Source organism: Taklimakanibacter albus (assembly GCF_016595235.1).
Taxonomy (GTDB): domain Bacteria; phylum Pseudomonadota; class Alphaproteobacteria; order Rhizobiales; family Aestuariivirgaceae; genus Taklimakanibacter; species Taklimakanibacter albus.
Genome location: NZ_JAENHL010000007.1, coordinates 125,640 through 142,895, shown reverse-complemented (window position 1 = coordinate 142,895; position 17,256 = coordinate 125,640). Strand labels below are relative to the sequence as shown.

At 63.1% G+C, this 17,256-nt stretch carries 19 protein-coding genes; 5 read left to right on the top strand and 14 right to left on the bottom strand.

The genetic code is table 11. The annotated features are described in order from the left end of the window. Position 1 precedes the first annotated feature (1 nt). The 3 genes from JHL16_RS12225 to JHL16_RS12215 are packed head-to-tail and all read left to right on the top strand — an operon-like array spanning position 2 to position 2,582. Positions 2-1,087: a carbohydrate ABC transporter permease gene (locus tag JHL16_RS12225; RefSeq protein ID WP_200187122.1), complete on the top strand. Its 1,086-nt coding sequence runs from the start codon at positions 2-4 to the stop codon at positions 1,085-1,087. 1 nt (position 1,088) lies between these two features. Further along, positions 1,089-1,967 carry a carbohydrate ABC transporter permease gene (locus JHL16_RS12220; protein WP_200185124.1) on the top strand — a complete coding sequence of 293 codons (879 nt, stop codon included), beginning with the start codon at positions 1,089-1,091 and terminating at the stop codon, positions 1,965-1,967. A 33-nt stretch (positions 1,968-2,000) separates the two neighbouring features. Further along, positions 2,001-2,582 carry a dienelactone hydrolase family protein gene (locus JHL16_RS12215; protein WP_200185123.1) on the top strand — a complete coding sequence of 194 codons (582 nt, stop codon included), beginning with the start codon at positions 2,001-2,003 and terminating at the stop codon, positions 2,580-2,582. Here the strand turns inward: JHL16_RS12215 and JHL16_RS12210 are convergent. The 8 genes from JHL16_RS12210 to JHL16_RS12175 are packed head-to-tail and all read right to left on the bottom strand — an operon-like array spanning position 2,545 to position 10,317. Beyond that, the gene (locus tag JHL16_RS12210) at positions 2,545-3,123 is read right to left on the bottom strand and encodes an AAA family ATPase (protein ID WP_200185122.1); all 579 of its coding nucleotides are present in this window, start codon (positions 3,121-3,123) and stop codon (positions 2,545-2,547) included. The two genes, JHL16_RS12215 and JHL16_RS12210, sit on opposite strands and share 38 nt — an antisense overlap. Before the next feature lie 33 nt (positions 3,124-3,156). Next, positions 3,157-3,789: a LysE family translocator gene (locus JHL16_RS12205; RefSeq protein WP_200185121.1), complete on the bottom strand. Its 633-nt coding sequence runs from the start codon at positions 3,787-3,789 to the stop codon at positions 3,157-3,159. Between the two features lie 9 nt (positions 3,790-3,798). After that, positions 3,799-4,782 carry an ABC transporter ATP-binding protein gene (locus tag JHL16_RS12200; protein ID WP_200185120.1) on the bottom strand — a complete coding sequence of 328 codons (984 nt, stop codon included), beginning with the start codon at positions 4,780-4,782 and terminating at the stop codon, positions 3,799-3,801. Then, positions 4,779-5,732 carry an ABC transporter ATP-binding protein gene (locus JHL16_RS12195; RefSeq protein WP_171028673.1) on the bottom strand — a complete coding sequence of 318 codons (954 nt, stop codon included), beginning with the start codon at positions 5,730-5,732 and terminating at the stop codon, positions 4,779-4,781. The genes JHL16_RS12200 and JHL16_RS12195 overlap by 4 nt, the downstream gene beginning before the upstream one ends. Further along, positions 5,732-6,703 (bottom strand): ABC transporter permease, encoded by a 972-nt coding sequence (locus tag JHL16_RS12190; RefSeq protein ID WP_200185119.1) that lies wholly within the window; start codon positions 6,701-6,703, stop codon positions 5,732-5,734. Before JHL16_RS12190 ends, JHL16_RS12195 begins: the two co-directional genes overlap by 1 nt. Then, positions 6,703-7,716 carry an ABC transporter permease gene (locus JHL16_RS12185; RefSeq protein ID WP_200185118.1) on the bottom strand — a complete coding sequence of 338 codons (1,014 nt, stop codon included), beginning with the start codon at positions 7,714-7,716 and terminating at the stop codon, positions 6,703-6,705. Before JHL16_RS12185 ends, JHL16_RS12190 begins: the two co-directional genes overlap by 1 nt. Before the next feature lie 17 nt (positions 7,717-7,733). Then, positions 7,734-9,392: an ABC transporter substrate-binding protein gene (locus JHL16_RS12180; RefSeq protein WP_200185117.1), complete on the bottom strand. Its 1,659-nt coding sequence runs from the start codon at positions 9,390-9,392 to the stop codon at positions 7,734-7,736. A 28-nt stretch (positions 9,393-9,420) separates the two neighbouring features. Next, positions 9,421-10,317: a proline iminopeptidase-family hydrolase gene (locus JHL16_RS12175; RefSeq protein ID WP_200185116.1), complete on the bottom strand. Its 897-nt coding sequence runs from the start codon at positions 10,315-10,317 to the stop codon at positions 9,421-9,423. A gap of 168 nt (positions 10,318-10,485) precedes the next feature. On the opposite strand from JHL16_RS12175, the gene JHL16_RS12170 reads away from it, so the two are divergent. Beyond that, entirely contained in the window at positions 10,486-11,673 is a 1,188-nt protein-coding gene (locus tag JHL16_RS12170) for a fumarylacetoacetate hydrolase family protein (RefSeq protein ID WP_200185115.1), read from the top strand. On the opposite strand, the gene guaD is transcribed toward JHL16_RS12170, so the two are convergent. Beyond that, positions 11,670-13,022 (bottom strand): guanine deaminase, encoded by a 1,353-nt coding sequence (gene guaD, locus JHL16_RS12165; protein ID WP_200185114.1) that lies wholly within the window; start codon positions 13,020-13,022, stop codon positions 11,670-11,672. The genes JHL16_RS12170 and guaD overlap by 4 nt on opposite strands. Positions 13,023-13,159: 137 nt before the next feature. On the opposite strand from guaD, the gene JHL16_RS12160 reads away from it, so the two are divergent. Then, positions 13,160-14,506, top strand: a complete 1,347-nt coding sequence (locus JHL16_RS12160; RefSeq protein WP_200185113.1) for a uracil-xanthine permease family protein — start codon at positions 13,160-13,162, stop codon at positions 14,504-14,506. Positions 14,507-14,883: 377 nt separating this feature from the next. On the opposite strand, the gene yacG is transcribed toward JHL16_RS12160, so the two are convergent. The 5 genes from yacG to JHL16_RS12135 form a co-directional block, all read right to left on the bottom strand. Next, entirely contained in the window at positions 14,884-15,096 is a 213-nt protein-coding gene (gene yacG / locus JHL16_RS12155; RefSeq protein WP_200185112.1) for a DNA gyrase inhibitor YacG, read from the bottom strand. Next, entirely contained in the window at positions 15,093-15,731 is a 639-nt protein-coding gene (locus JHL16_RS12150) for a Maf family nucleotide pyrophosphatase (RefSeq protein ID WP_200185111.1), read from the bottom strand. The genes yacG and JHL16_RS12150 overlap by 4 nt, the downstream gene beginning before the upstream one ends. A 14-nt stretch (positions 15,732-15,745) precedes the next feature. Continuing rightward, positions 15,746-15,964 carry a translation initiation factor IF-1 gene (gene infA, locus JHL16_RS12145; RefSeq protein ID WP_111197504.1) on the bottom strand — a complete coding sequence of 73 codons (219 nt, stop codon included), beginning with the start codon at positions 15,962-15,964 and terminating at the stop codon, positions 15,746-15,748. Between the two features lie 75 nt (positions 15,965-16,039). Then, positions 16,040-16,486: an arsenate reductase/protein-tyrosine-phosphatase family protein gene (locus JHL16_RS12140; protein WP_200185110.1), complete on the bottom strand. Its 447-nt coding sequence runs from the start codon at positions 16,484-16,486 to the stop codon at positions 16,040-16,042. A 12-nt stretch (positions 16,487-16,498) separates the two neighbouring features. Next, positions 16,499-16,987 carry a UPF0262 family protein gene (locus JHL16_RS12135; protein ID WP_200185109.1) on the bottom strand — a complete coding sequence of 163 codons (489 nt, stop codon included), beginning with the start codon at positions 16,985-16,987 and terminating at the stop codon, positions 16,499-16,501. Between the last annotated feature and the right edge of the window lie 269 nt (positions 16,988-17,256).

The window sequence follows — 17,256 nt, the reverse complement described above, 5'->3', positions numbered from 1 at the left end:
GATGCATGAACCGCTGTCGCGTATCGCCGATACGCCGCAAGGACCCCTCGGGCGCGCGCTTGTCTGGGGCGCGTCTCTAAGCCTCGCCTTCATCGCTCTCTGGCAGGCGCTTTATTCGGCCGGTGTGATCGCGTCCGGCTTCGAGAGCTGGCGTCCGGTGCTCTATGCCTTCCTGTTGTGGACGGTAGCGATCGGCGTGGCGCAGGTCCTCATGCGCGGCGAGCGCGGCAAGCATGCATTGTTCGTGCTGCCGGCCGTCGCCTTCACCGTGGCGATGGTGATCTTCCCGACCTTCTTCGGTCTCTATCTCGCTTTCACCAACTGGAATCTGAGCTCGGCCGCGGGACCGCAGTTCAACGGGCTCGACAATCTGCGCTCGCTTTTCGCCGATGCCTATTTTTGGAACGCGCTCCTCAACATGGTCTATTACGTGTTGTTCGTGCTCGTCCAATATACGATCGCCTTCGGTCTGGCGCTGCTCCTCAATGCCGACATCAAGGCGCGCAAGTTCTTCCGTGTCGCGTTCCTCCTGCCTTTCATGTTGAGCCCGGTGGCGGTGAGCTGGATGATCGGCAAGTCTTTGATGGAATACCGCTTCGGCCCGGCGGCGACGCTCGCCCGCCATCTTGGCTGGGACAATCCCGCCTTCTTCACCACACCGTGGATCGCGCGTCTCAGCATCGTCGCCATGGACGCCTGGGTGTGGATCCCCTTCATCATGATCCTGCTGCTCGCCGGCCTTCAGGCGATGCCCAAGGAAATCACCGAAGCCGCCAAGGTCGACGGTGCCAGCCCGTGGCAGTCCTTCTGGCAGATCACCTTTCCCTTGATGCTGCCGGTCAGCGTCACGGCCATCGTGCTGAAAGTCATCTTCCAGCTCAAGCTCGCCGACATCGTGATCAATGTGACCTCGGGCGGGCCAGGGGGCGCCACCGACACAGTGTCGAGCTTCATCTTCCGCGAATATCGCGACCGCTCGAATGTCGGCTACGGTACGATGCTTGCCGAATTCTATCTGGTGATCATCATCATCTTCGTGACCCTGCTGCTCAAATTCGCCAGCCGCTTCATGCAGAGGACGACCTGACATGAGCGACACGCAAAGAATCACCGTCCGCGTGCTCGTCTATGGCGCGCTCATCATCTGGACCTTCGTCTCGCTGTTCCCGATCTATTGGACGCTCACCACCTCGTTCAAGACGGCGGTGAACGTCACTCAGGGCCATCTCATCCCATGGGTCGACTTCCTGCCGGACTGGAAGGGCTGGCGCTCGCTCGGCCTTTCACCCGACACGATCGGCCAGGTCTCGACGGTGCGCGAGGAATTCCTCAAGCGCTTCGCCAACAGCGTCATCGCCTCGCTCGGCGCCGCCGCGCTGGCGGTGGTGATCGGTTCGCTCGCGGCCTATGGCCTGAGCCGCTTCGACTACAAATTCGGCTGGATGCGCAACAAGGACATCTCCTTCTTTTTCCTGTCACAGCTCATCCTGCCACCGGTCGTGCTGGCGATGCCGTTTCTCGTCCTCTACAAGGAGCTGGCGCTGCTCGACACCCGCATCGGCCTGATCCTCGTTTACACGCTGATGGTGTTGCCGATCGTGATCTGGATCATGCGCGACCAGTTCGACACGATCCCGATCGAATTGGAGCAGGCGGCCCTCGTCGACGGCTGCTCGGTCTGGGGCGCTTTCCTGCGCATCGTCGTGCCGATCGCATTGCCGGGCATGGTGGCGGCTTTCATCCTCTCGGTCATCCTGTGCTGGAACGAATATTTCTTCGCGGCACTCTTGACCTCGACCAATGCCAAGACCTTGCCGGTGATGGTAGCGAGCCAGACCGGTTCGCAAGGCATCAGCTGGTGGTCGATGGCCGCCTTGTCGACCGCGGCCATCGCGCCACTCGTCGTCATCGGGGTGTTTCTCGAACGTTATATCGTGAAGGGACTGACCGCCGGCGCGGTCAAATAGCGGACGGCGCACTATCTGACCTGGAGGTTTCCCATGGTCGACATCCTCGTGTTCCACCACGCGCAAGGGCTGACGCCCGGCATGCGGGCCTTCGCCGATGATCTCAGGGCGGCCGGCCATGTCGTGCATATGCCCGACTTGTTCGAAGGCCGGACATTCGACAGCATCGAGGAGGGGCTCGGCTATATCAACAAGATCGGGTTCGAAGAGATGCGCGAGCGCGGCGTACGCGTCGCCGATGATCTTCCCGCCGGTCTCGTTTATGCCGGATTTTCCTTCGGTGTCCTGCCGGCGCAGAAACTCGCGCAGACCCGGGCCGGGGCGCGCGGCGCCTTGCTCTTCTATTCGTGCCTGCCGGTCACTGGAGAATGGGCCATCGGCCCGTGGCCAAAGAGTGTTCCGGTGCAGATCCACGGCATGGACAAGGATCCTATCTTCGTGAGCGAAGGCGATATCGAGTCTGCCCGCACCATCGTCGCCACCGCGCTGGATGCGGAGCTCTTCCTCTATCCAGGCGACCAGCATTATTTCGCCGACAGCTCGCTCCCGTCCTATGACGCGGAAGCGACGGCGCTGCTCATGACGCGGGTGCGGGTTTTCCTGGATCGCGTGTAATCATGCTGGTCAGTACGAAGCGGACACGGTCCTCGATGGATGATTTCGGCAGCTCGACGATGTCGAAGCCGAGCTCACGGTAGGTCTCTTCGATGCTCTCGCAAGTGCGCCTGGCTTCTTCGGGTGATTGCTTGCGTTCGCGGTCATTGGCGAAGATCTCCGGCCAGAAGGGTGCGATGAAGACGCGCCGGTTGTAGCGGAAGGTCGCTGCTGCCTTCAGCATGTGGGCGGGAACGGATAAGCCCATGAGGCGCAGATAGCCGATCAAATCGGGGACGCCGCGGTCGAAGAAGACGGTGCCCAGCGTGTCTTCGGCCAGGCGATAGGAACGCATGTCGAAGACCAGCATCGCCTCGGCGAAAAGGGCTGGATCGCGCCAGGGGAGCGCCGGGCCGTCGATCGCCATCTGGTCCTGGATGATGGCGCGGCCAGCCTCGACAGTGCGGTGAAAGCCTTGTGCCGCAAGCGCGTCGAGAAGCGTCGTCTTGCCGGCGCCGGGACCGCCGGTGACAATGAAAAAGCGGTCGCTGTCTGGCGACATAGTGGTTCCTTTCTAAAAGAGGAAGCCGTCCGTTTAGCGGCGGGCTTCGGTCGCCATCTTGATGGCGAGGCCGGCGAGCACGGTGCCCATCAGCCAGCGCTGGACGAGCAGGAAGGTTGGGCGGCCGGAGAGGAAGACGGCGATCGAGCCGGCGGTCACGGCAATGATCGTATTGACCGTGACGCTGATGGCGATCTGGGTCGCGCCAAGTACGACGGACTGCAGGAGCACGCTGCCCTTCTCGGGATCGATGAATTGCGGCAGCAGCGAAAGATAGAGAACCGCGATCTTGGGATTGAGCAGATTAGTCAGGAAACCCATCAGAAACAGCTTGCGTGGTCCATCCTTGGGCAATGCCTTCACGGCGAAGGGCGAGCTGCCATTGGGCCTGACCGCCTGCCAGGCGAGATAGAGGAGATAAAGCGCGCCGCCGAAACGCAGGGCGTCATAGGCATAGGGAATGGCGATGACGATGGCGGTGATGCCGAAAGCCGCGCAGAGCATATAGACCACGAAACCCAAGGCCACGCCGCCCAGCGAGATGAGCCCGGCCACACGCCCCTGCGAAATCGAGCGCGAGACGAGATAGATCATGTTCGGGCCGGGGGTGAGCACCATGCCAAGCGCAATCAGCGCGAAAGCGAGATGGGTGGAAAGCTCGGGCATGGGTGTGGTTCAGGCCGTGAGGGGATAATGGCAGGCGACACTACGCGTTCCGGCCATTTCTGTCAAAACCGGCCTCTCCTCACGGCATTTGTCGGTGGCGAACGGGCAACGCGGGTGGAAGCGACAGCCCTGCGGCGGGTTGATCGGGCTCGGCACATCGCCGGTCAGCACGATACGCTTGCGCTCGCCGGCCTTCTTGAGGTCGGGCTGCGGCACCGCCGAGATCAGCGCCTGCGTATAGGGATGGCTCGGCTTGGCGAAGATGTCGTTGGCGCTGCCGAGTTCGACGATCGAACCCAGATACATGACCGCGATGCGGGTCGAGACCTGGCGCACCACGCTCAGATCATGAGCGATGAAGACGTAAGTGAGGCTCAGGCGCTCCTGCAGATCGGCGAGCAGGTTGACGATCTGAGCCTGGACCGAGACGTCAAGGGCCGAGACCGGCTCGTCGGCGACGATCAGGCTCGGCTCGAGGGCGATGGCGCGCGCGATGCCGATGCGCTGGCGCTGGCCTCCGGAGAATTCATGCGGGAAGCGGTCCATATGGTCGGGCGAGAGTCCTACCACGTCGAGAAGCTGCCTGACCCGGTCGCGGACTTCCGTCTCGCTCAGGCGCAAATGGACGCGCAGGGGCTCGGCGATGAGATCGCGGATCCGGCGGCGCGGATTGAGTGAGGCATAAGGGTCCTGGAAGACCATTTGCATGCGCTGCCGCAAGGGGCGCATCTGGCGCAGCGTCTTCGTGGTGATGTCGACGCCTTCGAAATAGAGCTCGCCGCCGGTGATGTCATAGAGGCGCGTCATGCAGCGCCCGAGGGTGGACTTGCCGCAGCCCGATTCCCCGACGAGGCCGACGGTCTCGCCCGGCATGATCTTCAATGAGACCGCGTCCACCGCATGCACGGTGCGCAGGCCTTGCGCGGTGAAACGGTTGCCGATGACGAATTGCTTCGTCACGTTGCGGGCTTCGAGGAGGGGAGCGGCGGTCATGGCGCGGCCTTCAGGAAACAGGCGGCGGCATGGGCGCCGCCTTCGAGAGGCGGCTTCTCGGCGCATTTGTCGAAGCGCGAGGGACAGCGCGGGCCGAAAGAGCAGCCTTTCGGCAGATCGAGAAGTGAGGGCGGTGAGCCTGGAATGGATTTGAGGCGGCGCGGCTTCTCGCCTTCGAGCGGCGGGATCGAATCGAGCAGCGCCTTGGTGTAGGGGTGACGAGGCTCCAGCAGGATCTCCGCCTTGGTGCCGCGCTCGACGACGCGGCCCGAATACATGACCATCACCCGGTCGGCCGTTTCGGCGATGACGCCCATGTCATGGGTGATGAAGACGATCGCCGATTTGTGAACGCGCCTCAGCTTGCGGATGAGGTCGAGGATCTGCGCCTGGACCGTCACGTCGAGCGCCGTGGTCGGCTCATCGGCGATGAGGAGGGCCGGGTTGCAGGAGAGCGCCATGGCGATGACGGCGCGCTGGCGCATGCCGCCCGACAGCTGATGCGGATAACGCTCGATCGCCTCGCGCGGATTGGGGATGTTCACTTCGGCGAGCAGGTCGATGGCGCGGGCAAGCGCCGCCTTCTTGCCGATGCGCTCATGCACCATGATCTGCTCGGCGATCTGCCAGCCGATCGTATAGACCGGCGTCATGGCGGTCATCGGGTCCTGGAAGATCATGGCGATCTCCCGGCCGCGCAATTTGCGCATCTCGCTGGCCTTGAGGCCGATGAGCTCGCGGCCTCTGAGCTTGATCGAGCCCTCGATCACCGCATTGGGATCGTTGATGAGGCCCATGACAGCCAAGAGCGAGATGGTTTTGCCGGAGCCCGACTCGCCCACCACGCCCAAAATCTCGCTCTCGGCCACGTCGAAGGACACGCCGTCGATGGCGCGCACCCGGCCGTGTTCGGTGCGGAAGGAGATCCTGAGATCGCGCACTTCGAGCATCAGGCCGACCTCACGCGCGGGTCGAGCAGGATATAGACGACATCGACCAGCGCATTGGCGAGAACGACGAAGAAGGAAGCATAGATGACGGTGGTCATGATGACCGGCAGATCGAGATTCTGCAGCGCGTCGTAAGTGAGCTTGCCGACGCCCTGGAGGCCGAAGACCACCTCGGTGAGGAGGGCGGCGCCGCCGACCAGGGCGCCGAAATCGAGGCCGAACAGAGTGACGAAGCTGATGAGCGAGGTGCGCAAAGCATGGCGCAGCATGATACGCGTCTCGGAGAGGCCCTTGGCGCGGGCGGTGCGGATATAATCCTCCTGCATCGCCTCAATGAGATTGGCCCTGAGCACGCGGCCATAGAGGCCGATATAGAGGATCGACAAAGTGATCCACGGGATGACCAAAGTGAGGAACCAGCCCTTGGGGTCCTCGGTCAAGGGCTTGTAGCCCAGCGGCGGCACCCAGGAGAACATCCAGCTGTCGTGGTAGCGGCTTTGGGTGATGAGATTCATGACCTCGCCCAGCCAATAGACCGGCATGGCGCAACCGATCAGCCCCAAGGCCATCAGTGATTTGTCGATCCAGCTGCCGCGTGTCGCTGCGGCGATGAGGCCGACCAGTAGGCCGAAGATCACCCACAGCACGGCGGCGCCGATCACCAGCGACAGCGTGACGGGTATGGTGTCGATCACCGCCGGCACGACCTTCCAGCCGCGATTGACGAAAGAGGTCAGGTCCTGGGTGACGAAGAGCTTCTTCATCAACGTGTAGTACTGCACCCAGACCGGCTGATCGAAGCCGAAGCTTTTGCGCACCGCCTCGAGCGTCTCGGGCGAGGCGTTGCGGCCGGCGATGCGGGCGGCGGGGTCGGCGCCGGGCGTCACGAAGAAGATGAGGAACACCAGCACGCTGATGCCGAACATCACAAAGATCATCTGGCCAAAGCGGCGGATGAGGGCGAGCAGCATCAGTCGCCTCCGAGCCTGATCTTCGAGCGCGGGTCGAGCGCGTCACGCAGACCGTCGCCCAGCACATTGAGGACGAGCACGGTCAAGGCGATGGCGAGGCCGGGGGCCAGCGCCACCCAGGGCCTGGTATAGAGGAGGCCCTGGCCGTCCTGGATGATAGTGCCCCAGCTCGCATCGGGCGGCTGCACGCCGATTGAGAGGAAGGAGAGCGCCGACTCGGTCAGCATGTTGATCGCGAGCATCAAGGGCACGAAGACGATTAGCGTCGTCGACACATTGGGCAGGATGTCGCGCAGCAGGATGCGGTGCTCGGGCACGCCGAGGCCGATGGCGGCAAGCACGAATTCGCTGCGCCGCAGCGCCAGGACCTGGCCGCGGATCGGACGGGCGATATAGGGAATGTAGACGATGCCGATGATGAAGATCGGCAGCCAGAGACTTCCCGCCTCGAGCGTGATGAGGCCGAGATCGATGCCATGGGCGATGAGCACGATCGACAGCGAAATGGCGAGCAGATAGACCGGAAAGGCCCACAGCACGTCGAGGATGCGCGACAGGATGGTGTCGGTAACGCCGCCGAAGAAGCCGGCGGCGAGGCCGATGATGGTGGCGACCAGGATGGTGATGACGGTCGAGGCGCCGGCGATAAGAAGCGAATTGCGCCCGCCATAAAGGAGCCGCGCCATGACATCGCGACCCTGATTGTCGGCGCCGAGGAAATAATTGCCGAGCTCCCAGGTGGGACCAATGGGCGTGTAGCCGAGGCCGAGACCTTCGGTCGACTGCTCCATCACCGGGATCTCCTGGCCGTCGATCATGACGGTGGCATCGAGGGTGGAGCGGAACGGATCGGTGTTGGCCCAGGACGCATAGGCCGGCGCCAGGAGCGAGACGATGACGATGAGGATGAAGACCGCGAGGCAGACCATGGCGGCCTTGTCGCGGGAGAGCCTGCGAAGAGCCGTGGCCCAGGGGCCACGGCTTACACGGAGTGACGCAACTGCGTCGGACATCGATCAAACTCGAGGTTTTACTGGACCCAGGACTGGGTGACCATCCAGTAGTACTGCGAGTTGAACTGGAAGTTGCCGACGCGCTTGGAGACGAAGTCGAGGTGCTTCGGCGTGAAGAGGGCCGCGGCGGGCGCCTTGTCGGTGACCGCCTTGTCGATCTCGGTCCACATCTTGTCGGCGGCAGCCTGGTCGGTGACGCCCAAAGCGAGCGCTGCCTTCATCTTGTCATTGATCTCCTTGTCGCAGAAGCCGGAGATATTGACCGATGAATCGGAGCCTTCGCGGAAGCTCTCACAGCCGAACAGCACATAGAGGAAGTCGGACGCCGCAGGGTAGTCCTGATACCACTGCGTGATCGACATCTGCACTTTGTTGTTGGTGTTCTGGATGTAAGTGAACTGGATATTGGTGGCGATCGGCTTGACTTCGGCGTCGTAGCCGAGATCGGTCAGGACGCTCTGCAGATAGACGCCGACGGCCTTGGAGATCGCCTTGTCCTCGGCGATGATCGTCACCTTCTGGCCCTTGGTGCCGGATTCCTCGACGAGTTTCTTGGCCTTCTCCATATCGGGCGCCGACCACTTCGCGCCGGGGTCCTTGGTGAAGGGGCAATAGGGCTCATGCCCGGGGAAGCCCGGAGGCAGGACCTGACAGACGGGAGCCGCCAGCACTTTGCCGCCGAAGATCTTGACCAGCGCGTTGCGGTCGATCGCATAGGAGACGGCCTGACGGGCCTTCTCATTGTCGAACGGCGCCAGCCTGGTGTTCATCGGCAGGTACCACCAGGCGGTGAGCGGCGTCACGTGAACCTGGTCCTTGTTCTTGGTGCCGATCTCGGCCAGACGGTCGGCCGGGATTTCGTCGAACAGCCAGTCGGCCTCGCCATTCTGGATGGCGGTCACCGCGGCTTCCTCGCTCAGGCCGAAATCATACTGGACCTTGTCGGGATAGCCGTCGGGCTGGGCTTCTTCGCTCCACACTTTGAAATGCGGGTTTCGCTCCATGACCAGCGCTTTGTTCGGGTCATAGGAGCTGAACATGTAAGGGCCGGTGCCGGGAATGGGCACCGAGCCCGCATCCTGGGTCGGGGCGTCAGCGGGGAGGATCACGGCATGCGGGAGACCGAGCTTGTAGAAGAACTCGGCATCCGGCTGGGTGAGATTGATGGTAACGGTATTGTTCGCCTCATCGGCCACAACACCGCCATCGAGCGTGCATTTGGCCGGCTCGGCGAGGCACTTATCGGCGCCGACGATGCCGGAGAAGAACGAGCCGGAGGTCGGGCTCGACACCTTGTAGATGCGCTGGAAGGAGGCGACGACGTCCTTCACGCCGAGGTCGCGGCCGTCGGAAAACTTGATGCCCTTGCGCAGCTTGAACACATAGGTCTTGCCGTCATTCTCGGGCTTCGGCACTTCCTCGGCGAGATCTGCGACGATCTTGAAACCTTCCGCACCCGCCGCCTTCTTGAAGGTGACGAGGCCGTCATAGGTCGGCTGGTAGAGCTGCCAATATTGCAGCGTGTAATTGATATGCGGGTCGAGCGTGCCGCCGGCGGAACGCGAGAGCAGGCGTATCGTGCCGCCTCTGTGCTCGGCTTTGTATTCGGCGAAACTCGGGGTACTCAAGGCACTGATCAGCAGGGCCGCGGCGCCTGCCAGCAACCATTTCTTCATTGGACGTCTCCCTGTCGTTTTTTGGTGTCTAGTCGTTCTCGTCGAGGAAAGAAGCGACGGTCTTCATGCATTTTTCGGTTTCTTCGACATGCGGCAGGTGGCTCGATTTCTCGAAGATCACCCAGCGCGCGCCTTTGATATTGTCGGCGAAAGGCTGCACGACGGCCGGCGTCGCCTCGTCATAGCGGCCGGAGATCAGAAGGGTGGGCACGTCGATGGCTTTGACCTTGTCGACGACGCTCCAGGTCTTGAGGCTGCCGATGACGAAGAACTCATTGGGTCCGTTCATCGTGTTGTAGACGGTCGGGTTGCGCCCGATCTGGTCGAAGGAGCGTTTCACTTCCGGCGGAAAGGGGACGACGCGGCAGACATGGCGCTCATAAAAGGCCATGGCCGCATCGAGATATTCCGGGTCGGTCAAGGTGCCGGCCTTCTCATGCCGGTCGAGCGCCGAGCGGATTTTCGCCGGCATCTCGGAGCGCAGGCGGTTTGCTTCCGCCACCCAGAGTTCCATCGAGGCCGGCGAGTTGGCGATGGTCAGCGATTTGAGGCCCTTGGGCCGGGTGATGCCGAATTCGGCGCCGAGCATGCCGCCCCAGGACTGGCCCAGGACGTGATAGGCGGAGCGAATTCCCAGAAAATCGATGAGGCTGTTGAGCTCCTCGACGAAGAGCTTGGGCGTCCAGAAGTCGGCGCCCTTGTCGGGGAGCAAAGTGGATTTGCCGCAGCCCAGCTGGTCATAGTGGATGACCTGGCGTCCGTCGCGGGCGAGAAGCTTGTATCTGTCGAGATAGTCGTGGGCGGCGCCCGGACCGCCGTGCAAGAGCACCACTGGCGGCTTTTTCGACTGAGGATCACCCGTTACGCGGTACCAGGTTACATAGTCACGGAAGGGCGCGTAGCCTTCCTTGGAATATATGCGCATGCAAACATTGTCCCCAAAGACGGACGTGACGCTATAGCGGTTTTTGGCAGGTGGCAATGGCGGAGACATGAAATTTCATGAACTTCCAACATTGTTTTCTTTTGCCTGACAAATATGCACAATGCGACAATAGAATTGTCCAAACAGCAGCAGTACATATTCGATCACATGAGCACCTCCCTGAACGATCATTTGAAACCTGAAACAGTCCTGCCGGTGGATCACGACAAGGCGGCGCTTGCCGGACGCGTCTGGCGGCCGGAAGTCGAAGGGCCGTCAATCGTGGCGCTGCGTGGTGGCGATGTCGTCGATGTCAGTGCCGTATTCCCAACCATGCGTGATCTCTGCGAAAACGCGGACCCGGCCAAGGCCCTGCGGTCAGCCAAGGGCGAGACGATCGGCAAGGTCGCCGACATCCTCGCCAATACCGCGCCCGATACACGCAATGCGAAGAAGCCGTGGTTCCTGGCGCCGATCGACCTTCAGGCGGTGAAGGCGGCGGGCGTCACCTTCGCCATCTCGATGCTGGAGCGTGTCATCGAGGAGCGGGCGCGCGGCGACTACAATGCGGCGGCCGAGATCCGCAAGACGGTCAAGGAGCTGGTCGGCGACGATCTGAAGAAGCTGATGCCCGGTTCTCCACAGGCCATGAAACTCAAGGAGACGCTCATCGCGCAAGGCGCCTGGAGTCAATATCTCGAAGTCGGCATCGGTCCCGACGCGGAAGTCTTCACCAAGGCACAGGTCATGTCCTCGGTCGGTCCCGGCGCAGACGGCGGGCTGCACGCCATGTCGACCTGGAATAATCCCGAGCCGGAAGTGGTCGTCGTCGTCTCCTCCGCCGGCCGGATCGTCGGTGCGACGCTCGGCAACGACATCAATCTGCGCGACGTCGAAGGCCGCTCAGCCTTGCTGCTGTCAAAAGCCAAGGACAACAATGCCTCCTGCGCCGTGGGGCCGTTCCTGCGCTTCTTCGACGACAGCTTCAGTCTCGACGATGTGCGCCAGGCGACGGTTACGCTTGAGGTCCTGGGGCCGGAGGGCTTCGCGCTCAAAGGCTCATCGTCCATCGCCATGATCAGCCGCGATCCCGCCGACATCGTCGACCAGACGATCGGCAAACATCATCAGTATCCGGACGGTTTCGTATTGTTCCTCGGCACCATGTTCGCACCCGTCGAGGACCGTGACACCAAGGGCAAGGGTTTCACCCACAAGGAAGGCGACATCGTCACCATCGCCACGCCCAGGCTCGGCAGCCTCACCAACCGCATGCGGCGCAGCCATGAATGTCCCGCCTGGACTTTCGGCGTGAGCCATCTGATGCGCAACCTGGCGAAGCGGGGGTTGCTCTAGGACACACAGCGGCCCTCGACCCACACCGAGGTGATGTTGGGCCGGCCGGCATTGCACAGTATCTTCTGGAAGATGTCGGGCAGGCCGTCATTGTCGGCGCGCGTGATGTTGGACTGCGGCGCATTCACATCGACGAGCAGGGCGTCGAAGCGCATGCCTTCGCGGAACAGACCGATCGGCAGATCGAGGGCCTCGCCGCCGCCGGCGGTGGCGAGCCAGAACGCCTCGCTGGGCATGATGCGTGCGGGCGCGGCGCCACGCCGTGCTGCGGGCAGCCGCGCGTCGACACCATCATGAAGCGCCCGCGCGGCCGTCATCGCATGGCGGCAATTGTCGAGAATGGACGGGCTGTGGCCGCCCGATATATCGGTGCCGAGGCCCAGATGGAGACCCTGGTCGAGCAGGCGGCGCAGCGGAAAAACCGCATTGGCGAAGTAGAAGTTGGAGAGCGGGCAATGCGCGACGCCCGACCCCTTGGCCTGGACGAGATCGAAATCGCTGGTGCCCATGAGGTTGGCATGGGCGAGGATGCTCTGGCGGGTGAGCAGACCGAATTCGGCGAGCATCTCGGTATCGCTCTTGCCGAAGCGCTCCAGCACATAAGCATGCGCCCAGTCGCTTTCCGAACAATGCGTCTGCATATGACAGGCTTCCGCCTCGAGAAGCTCGCCGAGGCCTGAGAGCAGGCGATCGCTGCAGCTCGGGATGAAACGCGGCGTGACGGCGGGCCTGACCAGCGCCTTGCCGTTGCCGGGGAGGGCGCGCAGCCGCTGAATGAACTGCCGCGACAGCTCGATGCCTTCATCGGGCGAGGCGTCACGATAATAATCAGGGCATTGGTGGATGTCGTCCATGGCGACGCGGCCGATGACGGCGCGCTGGCCCTTGGCGAGGCAGGTTTCGGCAAGGACAAGGCTGCCGTCGAGATGGCGGGTGGCAAAATAGACGGCCGTCGTTGTGCCGTTGGCGAGCAGCGTGCCGACGAGACTGTCATAGACGGAGGAAGCGAAAGCCCGGTCGGAATAACGCGCCTCGAGCGGAAACGTATATTTCTGCAGCCAGTCCTCGAGCGGCGCATCGAGCGCCTTGCCGAGCTGCGGGAATTGCGGCGCATGGATGTGCAGATCGACGAAGCCGGGCAGGAGATATTCACCGTCGCCCAGAAGCCGCAGCATGCCCGAGGCGCGCGCGGCCGATTTCCGTTCGTCATAGTGGGGATGATCAGGCTTCAGGATCTGGTCGATGCCGCCATCGGCGCCGACCTCGATCAGCGCGTCGGAGAGTATCTCGAGCTCGCCGCGCTTTGGTGCGTGAAAGGCGGTGCCGCAGATGCTGAAAGGAGCTTTCATTCAGGACTCCGTATAATCCCTCGCCCCGCGCGAGCGGGGAGAGAGGGGTGACTGCGTGGCCTCTCGTGGCATGCTAGCTTTCCCATAGGGGTAGATTGAGTCGCCGGGGGCCGGCGGCCGAAAGGGGATGAAATATCATGCAGCAGCCCGCGAATGAAATCGTGCTCGTGGCGCGTCTCCATGATCGGCTGCCGGTAGGCCAGGCGGCCTTGCTCGGTCTCCAGCATGTGCTGGCCATGGATGTCTATGTCGTCCCCTTCATCATCGCCTCGGTCCTTGGCCTCGCCGTCGCCGATTCCGCCACGCTGATCCAATCGGCCTTCATCGCCGCCGGCATCGCGACCTTCATCCAGTCGAAATGGTGCATGCGCCTGCCGGTCGTCCAGGGCCCGTCCTATGTGCCGATCGGCGCCGTCCTCGCCATCGCCTTCGCCTCGGGCGGCGGCACCGCCGGCCTCGCCACTGTTTTCGGCGCGCTCATTCCGGGCGCCATCATCGTGGCCTTGCTGGGCTGGCCGACTGGCATTTTCCACCGGGTCATCAAGAAGCTGGTGCCGCCGATCGTCGGCGGCACGATCATCCTGGTCGTCGGCATCGCACTGATGCCGGTGGCATTGAAGGAGAGCGTCTTCGCCGTCCATGGCGATGCGACGGTGGGCGGCAATATCCTGCTCGCCGCCGTCGCGGCAAGCGTGCTCATCGCCGCGATGATGGCCGGCATCAGCATGGGCAAACGTGGCGTGTGGCTCAGGCTCGCCGCGGTGATCCTGGCGCTCGGCGCCGGTACGCTGGTTGCTTCCTTCATGGGCCGTTTCAGCGCGCAAGGCATCGTCGATGCTTCCTGGCTGACGCTGCCGCGCATCGCCTTCCTCACGCTCGACATCAATTTCTCCCTCTCGGCCATCCTCACCATGCTGGTCGTCTATGCGGTGGTGCTGGCCGAGACCACCGGGACCTGGTTCGCGGTCGGCGCGGTGATCGGCAAGGAGATCACCGACAGCCGGCTCGATCGCGGCGCCACCGGCGAAGGCCTCGGCTGCCTCGTCAGCGCGCTCGTCGGCTCGACCCCGGTGACCGGTTATTCCTCCAATGCCGGCGTCATCGCCATCACCGGCGTGGCGAGCCGCGCTGCTTTCGCGGCGGCCGGCATTTTGCTGGTGCTGTTCGGGCTCGTCGGCAAGCTGGGGGCTGCCATCGCCTCCATTCCGCAGCCGGTCATCGGCGGCGTCTTCGGCGTGCTGTGCGCCATCATTGCCATGAACGGGTTCCGGGTGGTGCGCTCGAGCCCGCTCAGCGAGCGCAACATGCTGGTGGTCGGCCTGCCGGTGCTGCTGGCGCTCTTCGCCACCCTCATCCCGCCGGACTATCTCAAGAGCCTGCCCAATGTCGTGCAGTATCTCCTGGGCTCATCGATCGCCTTCGGCGCGGTCGGCGCCATCCTGTTGCACCAGGTCCTGCCGGAGCAGGGGAACTCGAAAAATTAGCAGCGGATTTTGCAGCGGAATTTACAGGGGATTTGCAGCGGATCTGCAGGGATCTGCAGGGAATTTTCGCGAAAATCGCGGAAACAGGGGATTTCCCTGACCGTGGTAAAATCCGACGATTGTGCGCGTCATTGCAAGCGATAGTGGCCAAGAGGCCGGTCAAAGCAACCTCCCTCCACCGCGCGAAGCGCGGGGAGGGTGTCCGCCCATAGGGGCGGACGGGTGGGGTTTCTCCACCGACAAGCGCTCATCAGTAGGACTGAACGGCTTAGAGATTTTCTTGCCTGATGGATCTCCTTTGCTGAGAGACCCCACCCGTCGCGCGTTCCGCGCGCCACCCTCCCCACGCTTTGCGTGGCGGAGGGAGAACTGGTAACTCACTCCTCGTCGCGCTTGGGCTCCGCCGTCTCGTCGCCCGGATCCGGCCCTTCCTCGGCGGGTATGGTGTAGTGGCCGCCGAACCAGCGGTTGAGATCGATATTGGCACAGCGGGTAGAGCAGAAGGGATGGAATTTCTGCTGCGAAGGCTTGCCGCAAATCGGACAGGGGCGCCTGGGGCGCAAACGCACCGGCTCCTTGGCGCCGGTCATACGCCGCTAAGGGGCGCGGTCAGCCATGTGTAATGGACAGGATAGCCCGCGCCATGGAGGAGATGGATGGTTTCGTAGAGCGGCAGTCCGACCACGCCCGAATGTGAGCCGCTCAAGGTACGCACGAATGATTCGGCGCGTCCCTGCACCGCATAGCCGCCGGCCTTGCCGCGCCATTCACCGGATTTGAGATAGGTGTCGACATCCTCGCGCGAGAAGCGCTTGAAGCGGACCTTCGTTTCGGAGCAGCGCCGCCAGGATTGGCCACCGGGCGCCAGGAGCGTCACGGCCGAATAGACCCAGTGCGAACGGCCCGACAGCAGCCACAGGCAGGATTCGGCCTCTTCGGGCGTTTCGGGCTTGGGCAGGATACGGCGGCCGAGCCCCACCACCGTATCGGCGGCGATGATGAAGGTCTTGGTGCCGAGCTTCTTGACGAGGGGAGCTTCCTGAGCGGTGCGCGCCTTCTCATTGGCAAGCCGGATCGCCAGGCGGCGCGGGGTTTCCCGCTTCATCGGCGTCTCGTCGATGTCTGCCGGCATCAGGAGGTCGGGCTTGATGCCCGCCTGCTCGAGCAGCGCCAGGCGGCGCGGTGAGGCGCTGGCCAGCACGAGCTTGACGCGGGCTTCCGTCATTCGTCCGCCGGTCCCTATTTGAAGCGATAGTTGATGCGGCCCTTGGTCAGGTCATAGGGCGTCATTTCGACCATGACACGGTCGCCGGCGAGCACGCGGATGCGGTTCTTGCGCATCTTGCCGGCGGTATGGGCGATGATCTCATGGTTATTGTCGAGCTTTACGCGGAAAGTCGCGTTGGGCAGGAGCTCGGTCACCGTGCCCTCAAATTCAAGCAATTCTTCCTTCGCCATAAGGTTCCCTGGCTGGTTAACGATCGCGGCTACCCATGAACCGGTTGCCCGGTAAAATCAAGTCGGCGCGCTAATTTACACGCCGCGTGCCCCTTGCGCCCCGAATCGGGCCCGGATGCGGCGCATCAGGCCGTCGCGGACGTCGCGATAGGCATCGAGAATCTGCTCGCGGCTGCCCATCGCGGCGGACGGGTCCATGGTCGGCCAGTATTCCGCCTCGATGGCCATGGTGCGGGTCATTTCGAGGGCCCGATGGTGGGCCTCGGGCGACAGCGAGATGACGATGTCGAAGCTCGAATCCTCGAGATCGGCGAAACTCTGCGGCCGGTGCTTGCTGAGATTCATGCCGATCTCGTCCATGACGACGCCGACGAAAGGATCGGGCTCGCCGGGCTTCACGCCGCAGGAGGCGACGAAGACGCGGTTGCCGTAGAAATGCCGGGCGATGGCCGCCGCCATCGGCGAGCGGATGACGTTCTGGGTGCAGGCGAAGAGCAGAGCTCCCGGGAGATCAGCCGCCATCGAGACGCCCGCTCAGCCGCGCCAATGCAATACGCAAAGCAATGTGAACAGCCGGCGCGAGGTGGTCATATCGACCTCGATCTTGCCGTCGAGCCGTTCCTTCAGCAGGTCGCCTCCTTCATTGTGCAGGCCGCGCCGCGCCATGTCGATGGTTTCGATCTGGCTCGGCGTCGCGGTGCGGATCGCCTTGTAGTAGCTCTCGCAGATCATGAAATAGTCCTTCACGATGCGCCGGAAGGGCGAGAGCGACAGGCCGATCATCGAGACGCGTTCTTCCCGGGCGCTCCAGATGTCGAAGATGATGCGGCCGTCGGCGGCCGAAAGCGCCAGGCGATAGGGGCCGGTCTCGTGGCCGATCACGGTGAAACGGTTGTCCTCGATGAGATCATAGATGGCGACACGGCGCTCGTGATCGGCATCGGCGCTGAGCGCCGAGCCGATGCTGTCGTCGAGATCGACGGCGGCGAGGCGATTGGTATCTGGCGCATCCTTGGCGGTCATGACGTCAACCTAGCGTGCTTCCGGGTGTTGGGAAACATTTCGCCGAAAAGAACGCTCTCCCTCCGCCGCGCGAAGCGCGGGGAGGGTGGCCGCCCGAAGGGCGGACGGGTGGGGTCTCTCAACCGACCGGTATTCATCAACGGGGCTCGAACGAAGCGCGAGCAAATTTTGCTCGGAGATCCTCCTCGCGGAGAGACCCCACCCGTCGCGCGTTCCGCGCGCCACCCTCCCCACCTTCGGTGGCGGAGGGAGAGTTGAAGCGCATCGGG

What these genes read in the sequence shown, in the direction of transcription:
- JHL16_RS12225 (WP_200187122.1), top strand. Translation starts at nt 2, where the DNA reads ATGCATGAACCGCTGTCGCGTATCGCCGATACGCCGCAAGGACCCCTC.
- JHL16_RS12220 (WP_200185124.1), top strand. Translation starts at nt 1,089, where the DNA reads ATGAGCGACACGCAAAGAATCACCGTCCGCGTGCTCGTCTATGGCGCG.
- JHL16_RS12215 (WP_200185123.1), top strand. Translation starts at nt 2,001, where the DNA reads ATGGTCGACATCCTCGTGTTCCACCACGCGCAAGGGCTGACGCCCGGC.
- JHL16_RS12210 (WP_200185122.1), bottom strand. Translation starts at nt 3,123, where the DNA reads ATGTCGCCAGACAGCGACCGCTTTTTCATTGTCACCGGCGGTCCCGGC.
- JHL16_RS12205 (WP_200185121.1), bottom strand. Translation starts at nt 3,789, where the DNA reads ATGCCCGAGCTTTCCACCCATCTCGCTTTCGCGCTGATTGCGCTTGGC.
- JHL16_RS12200 (WP_200185120.1), bottom strand. Translation starts at nt 4,782, where the DNA reads ATGACCGCCGCTCCCCTCCTCGAAGCCCGCAACGTGACGAAGCAATTC.
- JHL16_RS12195 (WP_171028673.1), bottom strand. Translation starts at nt 5,732, where the DNA reads ATGCTCGAAGTGCGCGATCTCAGGATCTCCTTCCGCACCGAACACGGC.
- JHL16_RS12190 (WP_200185119.1), bottom strand. Translation starts at nt 6,703, where the DNA reads ATGCTGCTCGCCCTCATCCGCCGCTTTGGCCAGATGATCTTTGTGATG.
- JHL16_RS12185 (WP_200185118.1), bottom strand. Translation starts at nt 7,716, where the DNA reads ATGTCCGACGCAGTTGCGTCACTCCGTGTAAGCCGTGGCCCCTGGGCC.
- JHL16_RS12180 (WP_200185117.1), bottom strand. Translation starts at nt 9,392, where the DNA reads ATGAAGAAATGGTTGCTGGCAGGCGCCGCGGCCCTGCTGATCAGTGCC.
- JHL16_RS12175 (WP_200185116.1), bottom strand. Translation starts at nt 10,317, where the DNA reads ATGCGCATATATTCCAAGGAAGGCTACGCGCCCTTCCGTGACTATGTA.
- JHL16_RS12170 (WP_200185115.1), top strand. Translation starts at nt 10,486, where the DNA reads ATGAGCACCTCCCTGAACGATCATTTGAAACCTGAAACAGTCCTGCCG.
- guaD (WP_200185114.1), bottom strand. Translation starts at nt 13,022, where the DNA reads ATGAAAGCTCCTTTCAGCATCTGCGGCACCGCCTTTCACGCACCAAAG.
- JHL16_RS12160 (WP_200185113.1), top strand. Translation starts at nt 13,160, where the DNA reads ATGCAGCAGCCCGCGAATGAAATCGTGCTCGTGGCGCGTCTCCATGAT.
- yacG (WP_200185112.1), bottom strand. Translation starts at nt 15,096, where the DNA reads ATGACCGGCGCCAAGGAGCCGGTGCGTTTGCGCCCCAGGCGCCCCTGT.
- JHL16_RS12150 (WP_200185111.1), bottom strand. Translation starts at nt 15,731, where the DNA reads ATGACGGAAGCCCGCGTCAAGCTCGTGCTGGCCAGCGCCTCACCGCGC.
- infA (WP_111197504.1), bottom strand. Translation starts at nt 15,964, where the DNA reads ATGGCGAAGGAAGAATTGCTTGAATTTGAGGGCACGGTGACCGAGCTC.
- JHL16_RS12140 (WP_200185110.1), bottom strand. Translation starts at nt 16,486, where the DNA reads ATGGCGGCTGATCTCCCGGGAGCTCTGCTCTTCGCCTGCACCCAGAAC.
- JHL16_RS12135 (WP_200185109.1), bottom strand. Translation starts at nt 16,987, where the DNA reads ATGACCGCCAAGGATGCGCCAGATACCAATCGCCTCGCCGCCGTCGAT.